Consider the following 13,578-nt stretch of genomic DNA (forward strand, 5'->3'; position numbering starts at 1 on the left):
AATAGTCACAAGTGAATCTAGTTCTCGTTGCCCTCCTCTTTCAAAGAAAACTCTTTGCGTAGTTGCTATTGTTTCAACAACCGTTGCTATTGCAACAGGAATTTTTTCGGTGCTTGGATTGACTGGAATGCTGGATAATGACTAGTAATAATTAGAAAACAGTATACACGATTGACGCTAGCTTTCTAGTTGCACCACAAGTTACCGGAAGCGGGAATATAAGAACTCTCTGCTGCTTCTGGTGCTGCCTGGTGAAGAGACCGTAAAATGGAAGCAAATCTGTAGCAAAGACGAGTAAGAAGAAATTATTTATAGTAACAGTCAACGCACAGAGCAACAGATCTTTAGCATGGAGAAATATGGCTAGCAACACAGATAATCCGCGCCAACAAATACTGAAGATCAGCAATTTAAGGTATAAACTAGATTGTTGTAGCACGATAATTCTTCGTCACTACTTCACGTTTCTAAGCTGTAACCCCAAACGAATCACTTTTTATTTCTATGGTTTGTCAAGAAATGACCCTTTTCATCTGAAAAAGCAGAAACCGTAGAAAATAGCGCTAGTATTGACAATCACTATGGTGATACTGAATATACCTATTTCGCTGATTTGGTCGATGAAATCTAATAGCAACTAAAAGCTATAAAATTGCTAACGAGAGAAATATCAGTGTCGTAATAGCGCCCCTAAAATCATTGCCATAACAATCTTTGCCTTTACTTAACTGTTTTGCGTTTGTCACTTGGATCTATTTTGTGATCCCTATATTGCCCACACTGCCGCTGATACAAAACTTATATGAACACAAAGGACAAAATACCACTTAATTAACTATCTTCCTATAAGCTGTATTAAAAATTATTAATTCATGATTGTAGTTGTTGGTAGTTGCAAGAAGAGGATAAAAATTAAAGTATCATGATATGATTAATGAATTACCTACCAAATTTGTACGCCCCCATAATTAAGAAGTCTACCACCTATTGATACCCACCAAAAAATAGTTCACCATTCAGGTTATATGGACTCATGTGTTAGAGGTGTTACCTCACCTGTTATGCAACACAACGACTATCAGCAAAGATACGTGCTTAGTCCGGACATAAATAGCTTAGTTTACAGTTGCAACAAATACGATACCTGCTAGTAACATAGACAAACAATGTCCCTGCGGCGGGTAATCAACTGGTTTTTACAAATGATGCATCGTACTACGTTTCATCTTTTGGCTTACGTTTCCATGGAAGCAGTAGGCGTCCAAAGTACGGTCATGAAATCAATATGATCTATGCAAGTAAGCAATCGTATCTCAAATTACTCGCACACAGCAGTGCAACCATAAGATTATATTGCAGTTTTTGCAAAAAGCATGGTTATAATCAGTATATCTGCGTATCTATTAGTTTTTATGGGAATAATATCTCTCAGATGATATGAGTAAAGGAATAACAAATTAATAAGGAAGTATATTATGAGACGATTAGCAACCCAATTACCACCTTCGTATGATGAAGTAAGGAATGAGATGATCCGTGAAGGAAGATTTCCTCCAATGAACATTATCCCTGCGGCTACTCCTGTTTCCTATACTGTGAATGAAGACGGAGGAGAAGAACAAGTTAATCTTCTAGTGCAGACAGTTAATTCTGGTCCTAATTTCACTAACACAACATATGTGAGAAGAAGTGGAAGCAACTCACATGCCAATAGCAATGATGTTATGGAGCTTGCTGTCCCACAAATATCATTAAACGAACAACGCTATGTACATAGAAGACAACATAATCATCTTAATCCTTCTGGCAGAAGAAAGACCCTGATTGCTACAGCTGTGTTAGTCATTGCTTTTACATTTCTTGGTTTTTCCTTGGGGGTGATATTTTGTACGACGACAGGTATGTGTAAAAGCCTAAACGGAACCCACACAAATCCGTAAGTAATCCGAATAAAGAGTGATAAAAATATACGCAGAAAAAATACCAACAAAAATTATGATGTCGTTTTTATATCTAAATATGCGACCTCATTAGTAGGCACAGACACACAACTTCATCTAGATCACGAATAAATACCATCTATAGCAACAATAACTCATTTTTACTAGTCATAATATAATTAATATGACAAACGTAGTATTGCTATGTTTCATATATATTTTTTCAACGGCAACAAAATAATTTTTCATTGATACAAAAAACAACGAAACTCAAATAAAGCCCCCAAATTTTTCTCACATTAACCCGTACCACCAACAACCACTTATATGAAATATAATTATTTAGTTGTACAAATTTGAAAATAATAACTTTCATGATAGATTTTTAAATTACAGTAGTAAATAAACTAGATCATAGTTTGGTCAAGAATTATTTGAAATCAAGATAGATTAACTTTGATGCGTTTTTGTGATAAATGGCATGCCGATTAATTGACAAAGACACTAACAACACCCCTAAGGTGATAACTTCCGTCGCTGATGTATACAATTAAATAAAAGTTAGTAATAAAAATAGTCAAAGAAATAATTCAACAATTATCACAACAGCAACAAAAACATATTTTGTGTGTGAGTTACATCACAATAAGCAGAATAATGTTTTTCGTCATTAATTCTCAGCTAAACTGATGTTATTTGGCTAATTAAACTCATCTTTATGCAATTATTATTAGCATAGATCATTATTTAGCAACGGATTACTTTGCAATTAGAATATTAACTTTTCGCTGTAACATTTAGTGACGAGAACTTACAATAGACATCTTTGGCAATTTTTGCCATTGGATTCGCAGCAGGATGCCTTTACGAAAAATATAAAGGCGATACTTAGTATATTATTTTGGCATTTAGTTGCTATGGTTAGCATCCATGATCGCAGATTTAATTCTAGCTAAAGTTAAAATACTTATTCCGAATAAGATAATTACACCTTACACTTGACCAATTTACTGTAGCAGTGGTTAACTATAAATTGAAAAAGCAAGTACACATAAAGGGTTAAGACCAAATTGGTTGGAGGCAATGAAATAACTATTCAAATAATACTCGCCGATACTTATAGAAGGTAGTTACCTTAAAAGGAAATATATTGAATACAGGCCTGTCTTGATTCCGGCAACTGCCTCAACAAATACGAAACGTATAAAAATCTACTTCCACAATAAATATACAAACTTAAACTTTCTCCACAAAAAATGCTACGCTGCACTCTTAGGGCAATCGACGAATATAACTCTATTAATATGGTCTGAGCTTTGTTACTCATAATAACTACCAATTAATCAGTGATTATTGGTCTAAATCTAATAAAACACCACTAACATAACCGTCACGAGCAATAAATCTATCTGGCAAACTACGAACCTGTCTCAGAAAAATTGCAAAAAAGTTATTTTATTTTTTTATATCTCACCTAATCATCATATCAGCAACGTACAACAACGTAGTAGCAATCACAAATATAGTAACAATTTGCATCTCATACATACTGATCTCGTCTACAACACTGAACTATCACTTTAGTAATAGCACGTCTCACAACCTCCACTACATAATAAAATATATTCTTAAATCATAACTTAATTCATAGTATTCACCTCACAAATTTATTACTATGCAATGCATTAAATAGCGTGTAGACATTATATGCAAAACATTACTTCTTCCAATTTGGAAATGTATGTTGGCAGTATTGGCCCTGATGATAATGCCATAAGCATACAACAAACAGGTAATACTGAAGACTGTCCATTAATTAACAATAGGGAAGAAACCTCATCGTTACACCTTGTAAATCAACACCATCACATGATCACACTCTCGGGAGAAACCAACAACGATTGCACCAACAACATCGTTACAAATAACAACTACTCATTAAGTGGAAACCGTCTAGGAAGCACATTTATTATCGTGACGTTAATTCTCCAGATAGAAACCCCATCCGATTGTAATCCCAACGAAATACAGGAGAGTAATGATCATTACAATAATGCAGCAGATGAATGTGATAACCTCAACCAACCGAATCCTACTGAGAATCAGGATGATGAACAAAATGTAATATCCAGTTCTCTTGATGAAGGTGTTGCATCCATCAACTCCACTAGTAATAACGACGCTGTAGCAACTACTAGCACCATAGAGGATACTAATACGATAGAAATAATACCAAACCAGGAAGAATCAAACATACCTGATTATCCACCTCCTGCTTACTCAGATAATTACCCTGGAAGTGGACCTATGACTGCTTATTATTATCCGCAGTGGTACGATGCAGAACTGGATCAGCAAGGTATGGTAGTGTTCCCATCGGTTCATAATCCAGACGTTCAAGACAATAGCTTAGAAGGTGATCAGGCACGTTTGTGCTCACGAAGCAGGTTATACGACCATATATTTTTGTCGTGTGCAATCATTCTGGTGGTGTTGCTTTTGTCTTTTATTTCAATGATAATAGCAGCCAGTGTTTCAGGACCAGACAAACCCAACCCTACAATGTAATAGAGGGACGAATTTTTCATGACATTTACAGATCCAAGATATTAAAGGATATGTTTTTCGCGGGTAAATTAGGTTAAGGAAAGTAATTGTTGATTCTAATAAAAACAGCGAGTGATTCCTTGAAAAATTGGAAGCAACAACAACTAATGTAACGACCATCAGTCGGACGTACGGTTAAGTATAAAATTTATCTCGTTTTTTATCTTTTTGATGGAGTATTGTTTATGAATGTTATTCCTTTTTTCCATCACATCTCTATGGAGACAGAAGAACCATTAGCTGATGCATCAGTTTCCATGTTCGATGATCAAACTATCTTAATGCCAACTGAAGTACAAACACCCCTTCCTCCTCCGTACAGTGAACTTCCTCCTCCTGATAATACTCCCCCACCACCGTATGATGACGCCCCCCCTCCATACTACATTGCTCCCCTATACGATTACATACCATATCCATACTGTGATGAACAATCACAACAGATGCATCTAGAACCCATCGATCAATTTCAGGACAATAACTTAGGAGAGGTTCAGGAACATTCATGTCAACGAAGAATATTATGTGAGCGTGTGATTTTGTCTTGTGTCTTCATTTTAATAGCTTCGTTTTTATCTTTTTTCTCTGCAATAATTGGACTCAGCATCTCTCATGATGACGAACCTAGTCCTTAACTTAAATCTGTAATGGCAAAAATTTTAGGATTTAGGAAAGAGACACATGTGCCTCTAGTTTCTGTGGAGAAAATAAATAGTACTGAAACCTTTGATAAAGTTAGGAGATAATATTGAAAGCACATAAATTACGACTTGCTGCGGACTTGGGCGTCAAAAATGCGACAAGGGGGGGTACCAAACACCATTAAAAACACTTTAACTAAACAAATTATGATGGATTAAATTATCCGTGCTTTATATTAATAATTAACCAGTGAGGTTACCAACAAGTAAGTACGCTAACAAAAATAAATTCTTTATCGGATCAAACTCACGTAATACACATTAAATTGGCCTATAACTAAAGTGATTAACAACTATTTCCTCCCAGCATAAAAATATACCGTTTAATAGTTAGCACATTGCGATAATATCTTACTATACCCCTACTCAGTACAGTATGTATCATTATCTAGTACTTGAAGAGCATGAACCTTGCTAGGTTATCAGCTCATACTTTATTATAAAGGATTAGAGTCATGAATGTTTCTCAATGTAGTTCTGATGCAGGAGTATCTGTAACTTCTGACCCTGTAGTATCAAATGACAAAACTACTGGCCCGCGTCGTGTTGGTACCAATCTTCCTAACGTATCTCTGGAATCAATCTCACAACTTGAATCTAACGACTCACCTATATTATCAATTATCGACATACGCGAAGCCAAACAATTAAGGACTTTGATAACACTGAAAGTTGCTCCTAAAAATGAAAATCCTGACATTCGAAGTGATAAAAGCATATACATGATTCTTGTTAACCCTGTGCTAGATGCAGAATCTAACACATGTCCAATAGTTGATATTTTAGACCTTTCAAAATATACTTCTGGTCGATCTCCTTCTATGTCCGTCATCAAGATAAGCGGAACAAAAGTGAAAACCTCGATACAATTAGAAGCCTCAGTTGGAAGCATGAAGAGTCAGTACGTGATGGTCGTTGAAGAACAGCCCCAGACTAGTCCCTCAGCATAGTTTCTAAGCTTGGATACATCGACGCATCATGATACGATGAGTGAAAAAAATTGCCTCGTGGTTCTACAAAATGTTATCCTGGCACGGTCTGCCTGCTTTGTTGATTGTATTAGCGCAAAAACCAACCGCATAATATCAGAAATTGATACTAAAACGCCGAAGTTATTTCCAGCTACAGGTTTCGGTTCAGAAGTTTAGCGGAATAAGATTGCGATACCATAAGGAAATATTTCTGGGTCAAAAACTAATTATCTTTTTGGATCAGAGTAGCTTACTTAATCCGTGCCATATCGTAATGAACAAGCACTACGTAGCAACACAAAGTTAGAGTTACGGGTAAATAATCTGCAGGAAAAAATATTACAAATCTATAAGATTAATAACCTGAAAGTTCAACCCAAAGATCGAAATATCATTACATTAGATACCCCCCTGTCCTTATGTTATGGCATCAAGAAATTTAACTGCCGATCTAAGTCCCTCTTTGTCACATATCGAAAAGAAAAAATATGATCAAAAACTTTGATAACATTAGTAGACGCTGAAGTCAAAATATCATCAAAAATCAACATCCCACAACATTCGTAGAAGAACACCAAACATACACAAATCTTAAACTTACGCCCCATCTTTTGGCTGGGAATAGTTTGTCTTTTGAAACGAGAGATTGTAGTATGCTGATACTTGACTTGTGGTAGCATCAATAAATAAATTTTATAGAGTGAACTACGATGTTCTCACAAACTAACTCTCACCTAAATATAGCAATAGCAACAACTATATTTACCAACAAAATATTTGTGACTAGGACCGCATATACTGCAATTTACCATGATAAATTTAGAGGAACCTTGGTAATTATTATTTTATGATAAAACAATAAGTTAGTAATAATTGTCGCTAATAATTACCATATCTTGAGATATTATTTTCCTTCTCCCTCTGTAGTGCATATATGTAGTCTAACTTCATTATGCATCTGTTATCAACGAAAGATTTTTTGATGAATGTTTATCCACATAACACAGAAGCAATATATACAGAGCCTACATCAAACTCAGCTACCGACACAACTACACCTTCAGGTGACAATGAATTGCACAGAGTATCTCTTAAACTACTTACACAACATAATTGTGGCAACTCACCTCTTATGTCAATAATTGACGTAAGAGAAGAAATTTCAAAATCAAGTAGTTTTGTAAGCACTGTAGTAAAGCTGGAAATAGCTCCTAAGAATTACATGGTTCCAAGTGACAGAAGTATATATATGATTGTTGTTAAATCAACAAAAACTATCAGATCAGCCGTTGAGCATAATGGAACATTGCCATCAGCAAACATTATGCCCATCCTAACATATCCGTATGACTGTTCCCCATCTGCATCGCTTATTGGAGTAAAACGCATAAGATTAAAAACTTTTATAAAGTTGGAAGCTAGTATTGGAAATGATAAAAATCAGTATGTAATGATTGTTAGACCGCATCGACCATCTGCTACAGCTCGTACTTCAAATTTAACAAATGTTATGCCTACTTCATCTCGTAGCAATACAAACCCACCTCAGGTATTCATAAAAATGCTATCACAATATCATTCTAATAATTTACCCATTATGTCAATTGTTAACATACGTAGAACTCCTAGATTAAGCACTTCGGTAATACTGGGAGTCTATCCACAAGATGCCACTATTCCCAGTGATAGAAGTACATACATGGTCACCGTTGACTCACCAAAGGCCGAAAAAAATTGCATATGTTGCGAACAATTTCATCCAGTAAAAATAGAACCACTTATAAAATATGATTATGGTCGTTCTCCTTCTCTATCACTCATTGGCGCACACAAAACAGAATTGAAAACCTTCTTAAAGTTGGAAGCCACTATTGATAACGTCAAGAACTACTATGCAATGCTCATAGAAGAAGAGATGCCGAACTCTGGATAACATTCATATTGCATATAAAATAAAGTGTTGGTCGGAGTTTATAGGACACTAAGGTAATATTTTTATATAAATAACCTTGAAATCAGTAACGAGTAAAAACGCCCTCATTGCAGTTTACGTGCAATAAAAATAACAACATAAACAGCACACACATCATCGTATTACAATTTGTATAAATGGAAAAATTAACTTAGACTCCGGACCAATAGGCAATATGCACACACCCAAGATCTGGATGCGCCAACAATACTAGCTAGAAAATGGAAACAGCATATACCAAAAAAATCAAAAAGCCGCAAAAGGACCTAGTTAACTCCATGAAGTGAAAATTCCAACAATGACAACATAACAACAAAATCAGTTGAATTTGACAAAAGCACATCTTATTGCAATAAAACAGTACTTTTATTCAGTTACAAGCTTTTGCAAAAACGACCCTATAGGAAATATATTAAAAATCACAACAAGTACGTATAGCAAAAGCAAAGGAAGAGCTCCTATTATAGAAGAAAATACAACAACAATTACAGCAACAGAACAAACTATAGCAGAAACAGAAAATAATAGACGCAAATCTCTTTTGCTCTTAGATACCACAGGCACTTCTTTCTCTTCACTTTGCAAAGACAATCTGTACATTCTGTGCATTTGAAGATTATCCTCTTCACCCTGGCAATCGCCATTCCCATAAGTTTTTATACGAACAACACCTCCCACATCGGTAACGTCACCATCCCTTTCAGAAACACCACTACCCAACACCCGCATAGGAATAAACTGCATAGAAAAATCATTACAACATCCACGCACTTGATATCCTAATATATAATCATAATGAATCATATAAATAAATATTTTTTGTCATTTAACATTTTTCATACACAAACTACAACAAAAAATATTAATATACCTTATTTAAAAGTGTGTACTTATTTCATATATGACATACCACAACTGTATAACAATAACGGTTTGTAACCACAGACACACAGGTATTTTATACCTGCATAATAAAAATAAAAACTTAGCTGATTTATTATGGGTCCGCTAATAGCATTGTACGTAAATACTTTTATGCTGGGATTAAATAATTAAATTGGAACAACACTAAGGACTATCGCAACTCACTAGATAAAAGAAATAATGCAACCCTCATTAATCGCAACTACTAAAATCAGTAGACCAAACTGCAAACACATATATTGGACCCTCAGCAGAAAGTCTCTAAAAACTCAATGTAAAAAATATTTGCATTGATTCTATTTCTGCAAATCATTCTAGCTCTATGTTACATGTGATAGAAAACCAGCCTCCACTTCAACGGAAACAACTGGGTCATAAACCTCGTCAAAATTTTTACTTAACTACTGCAATCACAATAAAAAACTCTGCGCAACACGAAACCCACACCACATAGCAAGACTACTTGCACCTAGAATAAAACAAAATACTGGGGCCACAAAACAAGAGTCACTGAAAACCCAAACCAAAAATAATTACCGTAACAATTCATACAAAGCAAACAAATCAATATCAAGAAAACCGTTCACATTCCGATCGGATGAAACTTCGGTAGAACAACACCTATCTAGATTACAGCTCTGCTGAAATAAACCACAACTTTGCAACCTATTACACCCTCTTTGTCTCATATAATCACCCAGCACAGTTGCCACCATCAACCTAGACGAGGAGGGTAACCAAATAACAGCATCTCTGCGAAATGCAGGAGGAGAATAAGACCCGCGGTGCTCATAAGGAGGAGGACAATCAGATGCATAATCTTCGTAGGAAGGTGGAGCAGAGCCATAATCCACATAAGGAGGGGGATTAGGACATACACCTGAAAAATCACAAAATGACGACTGATTCCTACTTGCTTCTAATGGTTCGCAAAAATTCAGATCCCCCGCCTCTGTATCATCTTCACTAACCTCTTCCTCAATAGTAACAAGCATTGACCTACCAGAAAATCTCGTAGTACCCTCATTCGATCTCAGGCAGATGATATCAAACTCTAAACTATCTCCCTCTGAGCAGAGGAAGGAACCTGCAATGCTTAACGAAAAGCCACCCAATCGACCTCTAAATGACAAAGTAATATTTTGACTCCTATGCCTACACAACCCGTTGAAGTTATTCATTGTTATACCCATTGCTATTACAGTATTAATAAAGAGATTAGTAAAAACTTCAAAATTTACCCACCAACATGACTTACGTACGAGCGATGGTAGGGTATTTTCATAATAAATTATATGAACAATATTATGATTAATAATTTTTCATACAAAATTTTATATACATAAGGATAGAATAATTATGCCGCTCTGGCAAAAACGACAAGCATAACAAACGACAAGCATAACTATTAATTAACAGGATAATAAAATGAGAAAATCCCTTGACCCAATATTAAATTACGTAACGCAACAATGTAATTTATATCTTAAATACTTGATAATGATAATATCACCACAAAAGACCTTTTATTATTATGTATAATGAATATTATATCCTAAGACGTCTGAGCCAAAATTATGCCTATTACATTAGTCTCTACCCTTACATATATCTGAGCTGATCATAACTAGATTAGCACTTGATAGATCGATGTCAAATCAGAAAATCCAGAAATGCATGGACCTCCAAACACACCCGCATGCCATTAATAAATTGCTAACAGCAACCTACCTTCCTATGTCTGTAAATGAAGAAATTTCACGTGACAACAATAAGCAAAGATCGCTTGACTTGCTACTCCATCAAAATCCAGATCACTTACCCCCAACACCCCATCTGCGGTAAAAACATCACCAGTTGCACCTGTCATTTATCCACCTTAAGATCTCCCCCTAGGGTAACACCCGAGTCTAAAGCCGAGGTAAGACCTCTAGTTTCTAATACACCACCAACACTTACTTAATCCACCTAAACCATTCATAGTCACAATCACTAATATCTTATTGGAAACAACTGAAAACCATAAAAATACATTTATATGATAAAAACGCAGTACGATGTCAATGGGAATCTGGAAAAAATTATGGTACTCTTACTGGTAAGTGGATAATTTTTCACACCTAGCAAATCATAAGCGTACCCTTGCTTATCGGCACACAAAACAACGTGCTCTTTACTAATTAATAGTGTATAAGCATAATATGTTGCTTCTTATTCATCCAAGCATGCACAACTATAGCAAAAAGAAAAACCTCACTGCTACATTTAATGTACTTAAGATAAATGGCTAGTAACAACACTGATAAAATATGATGTCCTGGCATTACTAAAAATCATCCTCCTAGACCAGTTCAGTTACTCAACTAAATCAGGAAAGAATAATGAAGAGGGAAACAGATGGCAGATGAAACTTACTAAACTAATATCTACTAATCTTTAATTTGCGAAACAACTCCTAATAGAAAAAATATTATTTATAATAATTAAATAAAAGTCACTCACAAAAAAACACCTACACACCTTAGCAAAAAGATAAATTCTGCTTGGCTACAAAAACACACCTTACCCATCATATATCTACTACGTCGATATGCAAACATCCAATGGAAAAATAACTACATGGCAACACTCTTATTATGATGCTCTGACAAAATTCATATCTTTTCTGCCCATGTTACAATCCTATCACTTAATTCTAAAGCTAAGATATCAATTGACGCAAAAACTACCTGTACTAATAACTCAACACGGATAACAATCACCCAACAAAACTCTAACTTCCAATTATAAGAGAGTTAGTTGCTGTCTGTGCAATTATCATAAATTATTCATCGCCACAACGATAATAAATATCGTATTAATTGCAACTGAAAAATTGCAAACCAAATCTATATGAAAATTACGTATAATGATAATGTAGAAAAAGTTACATGATATTAAATCAATAGCATACTTATCAAGCAATCTATTTTACACACGACAAAACATAAATAGAACGGCGGGATTGATCTTCGAACAAAACATCGCGCTAATTATTTATACAGATTGCAACAAATACCGTAGCCTATTGTGGAGCTTATTTTCACAAGAAAATATACTGAGGGCAATAATAAAAACATCCCCTTTACATTGTATATCCCGCTAATGAATTGTTAGCAACCTCTGATTAGCAAAGTATTAAATTACTATCTGTTACCTCCAATCCTACTTGGTTTATAGCTAAATCCAGCAGCAGCACCTAAAATAAAGACAGATAACAGAGAGCACATCAAATAAAACATGCCTAACCAGTCACTGACAATTTCTAACCCACCAAAAAATCCCGAAACCATTCCTGAGAAAAAAAATGACATCATCAAACAAAAGTATCTATAAAAAAAACAATTACCTACACATCTCGGTAAAAAAGTGCAACCTGATTGATTGAAATCATACCCTATTCTCATCCTATATCGATTAACTGTACTGCTGGAAGCAGCACTAAATACCATATTCATAACTCCTGCATCCACCCTCAACAACTCAAAAGAAAGAAATAGTGGCCTTTCATCATCTAAAGGATGAGGTTGCACTTCCGCCACCTCTACATAAGCCGGTGGAGAAAAATCCGAATTCATGTACGGAGGAGGTGAAAGAGCAGTCACTTCCTCAACCACTTCCTGCAACTTATACTTTAAAGTTACTGGAAAAATAGAATCTGCAGATAAATCAGTGATAATCGATCGAAATTTATGCCAAAACGACATAATGTTATCACCAGCAAATAATTTACTCATATAATCATTACGAATAGCCGCAACTAATAAAAAACCGGAAGGGAGACATACCATCATAGCAATCAAGGCACACAAAGCCATCGGCAAAGAACCAACTCCTGGTACATTGCATAAGTAATGCACTGATCTACCGAACAAAAAGAACAGTGTCGAATTAACAACAACGCATGCCCCCCAAGTAAAAAAACATGGCGACATAATACAACACCTTGCATTACCAACCCTAGAAATATGGGTAAGAAGTCCAAATGAAATCACCCTCACTCTAAATGATATATTACGCCTCCTATACTCGAGCCCCATCTTCATCATAATTTTCCCAGACAGATGCATAATTCCATCACCTGCATCTAGGATGGAAGTAACAATCAGTGAACGACAATGTGCCCCTAGATATCGAGCTGAGCTCACAGATTCCAAAGCAGCAGCCATTGATTGCAAGGTAGGCTGCGCCAAACTACCCTCTAACACTGTGTCACAATGCAAACTACCAAAATCAAATATACGCGCACCCCCAGCTGCCATTTGTTGACGCAACCTCGATTCATCGTATGCATTAAAATAACTCCCTCTCCTTCTAATAAGTGATGACATATTTTCACTGCTACTATCAGCCACCAGAGAAGGTAAAATGACAGCACGAGAAGATGGTGATTGATCATTATTCAAAGGAGGTGCAATTTCACC

The 13,578-nt window shown here is 35.5% G+C and carries 12 protein-coding genes; 7 read left to right on the forward strand and 5 right to left on the reverse strand.

Features of this window, described 5'->3' with window-relative positions:
• Positions 1 to 1,475: 1,475 nt before the first annotated feature.
• Entirely contained in the window at positions 1,476 to 1,940 is a 465-nt protein-coding gene (locus Arg41_RS01615; RefSeq protein ID WP_092342760.1) for a hypothetical protein, read from the forward strand.
• Between the two features lie 1,135 nt (positions 1,941 to 3,075).
• Here Arg41_RS01615 and Arg41_RS08305 read toward each other — a convergent pair.
• Positions 3,076 to 3,267, reverse strand: a complete 192-nt coding sequence (locus tag Arg41_RS08305; protein WP_141663168.1) for a hypothetical protein — start codon at positions 3,265 to 3,267, stop codon at positions 3,076 to 3,078.
• Between the two features lie 380 nt (positions 3,268 to 3,647).
• Here Arg41_RS08305 and Arg41_RS01620 point away from each other — a divergent pair, with 380 nt between their 5' ends.
• From Arg41_RS01620 to Arg41_RS08115, 4 genes are all read left to right on the forward strand, one after another.
• Positions 3,648 to 4,508 carry a hypothetical protein gene (locus tag Arg41_RS01620; protein WP_092342754.1) on the forward strand — a complete coding sequence of 287 codons (861 nt, stop codon included), beginning with the start codon at positions 3,648 to 3,650 and terminating at the stop codon, positions 4,506 to 4,508.
• A gap of 224 nt (positions 4,509 to 4,732) precedes the next feature.
• Positions 4,733 to 5,182, forward strand: a complete 450-nt coding sequence (locus Arg41_RS01625) for a hypothetical protein (RefSeq protein WP_092342753.1) — start codon at positions 4,733 to 4,735, stop codon at positions 5,180 to 5,182.
• Between the two features lie 521 nt (positions 5,183 to 5,703).
• On the forward strand, positions 5,704 to 6,198 hold the full coding sequence (locus tag Arg41_RS01630; protein ID WP_092486667.1) for a hypothetical protein: 495 nt from the start codon (positions 5,704 to 5,706) through the stop codon (positions 6,196 to 6,198).
• Between the two features lie 9 nt (positions 6,199 to 6,207).
• Positions 6,208 to 6,396, forward strand: a complete 189-nt coding sequence (locus Arg41_RS08115) for a hypothetical protein (RefSeq protein WP_242641368.1) — start codon at positions 6,208 to 6,210, stop codon at positions 6,394 to 6,396.
• A 245-nt stretch (positions 6,397 to 6,641) separates the two neighbouring features.
• On the opposite strand, the gene Arg41_RS07835 is transcribed toward Arg41_RS08115, so the two are convergent.
• Complete coding sequence (locus tag Arg41_RS07835; RefSeq protein WP_242641369.1) at positions 6,642 to 6,827, reverse strand: hypothetical protein; 186 nt, start codon at positions 6,825 to 6,827, stop codon at positions 6,642 to 6,644.
• A 344-nt stretch (positions 6,828 to 7,171) separates the two neighbouring features.
• Between Arg41_RS07835 and Arg41_RS01635 the strand changes: the two genes are divergently transcribed.
• Positions 7,172 to 8,152 carry a hypothetical protein gene (locus Arg41_RS01635; RefSeq protein WP_172792649.1) on the forward strand — a complete coding sequence of 327 codons (981 nt, stop codon included), beginning with the start codon at positions 7,172 to 7,174 and terminating at the stop codon, positions 8,150 to 8,152.
• A gap of 405 nt (positions 8,153 to 8,557) precedes the next feature.
• Here the strand turns inward: Arg41_RS01635 and Arg41_RS01640 are convergent, their stop codons facing one another.
• Together Arg41_RS01640 and Arg41_RS01645 are read right to left on the reverse strand one after the other, a co-directional pair.
• Complete coding sequence (locus Arg41_RS01640) at positions 8,558 to 8,962, reverse strand: hypothetical protein (protein WP_092486664.1); 405 nt, start codon at positions 8,960 to 8,962, stop codon at positions 8,558 to 8,560.
• A gap of 686 nt (positions 8,963 to 9,648) precedes the next feature.
• Positions 9,649 to 10,296 (reverse strand): hypothetical protein, encoded by a 648-nt coding sequence (locus Arg41_RS01645; protein WP_092486661.1) that lies wholly within the window; start codon positions 10,294 to 10,296, stop codon positions 9,649 to 9,651.
• Positions 10,297 to 10,792: 496 nt separating this feature from the next.
• Between Arg41_RS01645 and Arg41_RS07840 the strand changes: the two genes are divergently transcribed.
• Complete coding sequence (locus Arg41_RS07840) at positions 10,793 to 10,960, forward strand: hypothetical protein (protein ID WP_242641370.1); 168 nt, start codon at positions 10,793 to 10,795, stop codon at positions 10,958 to 10,960.
• Positions 10,961 to 12,300: 1,340 nt separating this feature from the next.
• Here the strand turns inward: Arg41_RS07840 and Arg41_RS01650 are convergent.
• Positions 12,301 to 13,578: hypothetical protein (locus Arg41_RS01650; RefSeq protein WP_172792650.1), on the reverse strand; the 1,278-nt coding region annotated here is incomplete at its 5' end.

It is taken from the genome of Candidatus Ichthyocystis hellenicum, from assembly GCF_001460935.1.
Lineage (GTDB): Bacteria > Pseudomonadota > Gammaproteobacteria > Burkholderiales > 2013Ark19i > Ichthyocystis > Ichthyocystis hellenicum.

Coding starts and splice junctions, on each gene's coding strand:
- Arg41_RS01615 (WP_092342760.1), top strand. CDS start 1,476: ATGAGACGATTAGCAACCCAATTACCACCTTCGTATGATGAAGTAAGG.
- Arg41_RS08305 (WP_141663168.1), bottom strand. CDS start 3,267: ATGAGTAACAAAGCTCAGACCATATTAATAGAGTTATATTCGTCGATT.
- Arg41_RS01620 (WP_092342754.1), top strand. CDS start 3,648: ATGCAAAACATTACTTCTTCCAATTTGGAAATGTATGTTGGCAGTATT.
- Arg41_RS01625 (WP_092342753.1), top strand. CDS start 4,733: ATGAATGTTATTCCTTTTTTCCATCACATCTCTATGGAGACAGAAGAA.
- Arg41_RS01630 (WP_092486667.1), top strand. CDS start 5,704: ATGAATGTTTCTCAATGTAGTTCTGATGCAGGAGTATCTGTAACTTCT.
- Arg41_RS07835 (WP_242641369.1), bottom strand. CDS start 6,827: ATGGGGCGTAAGTTTAAGATTTGTGTATGTTTGGTGTTCTTCTACGAA.
- Arg41_RS01635 (WP_172792649.1), top strand. CDS start 7,172: ATGCATCTGTTATCAACGAAAGATTTTTTGATGAATGTTTATCCACAT.
- Arg41_RS01645 (WP_092486661.1), bottom strand. CDS start 10,296: ATGAATAACTTCAACGGGTTGTGTAGGCATAGGAGTCAAAATATTACT.
- Arg41_RS07840 (WP_242641370.1), top strand. CDS start 10,793: ATGGACCTCCAAACACACCCGCATGCCATTAATAAATTGCTAACAGCA.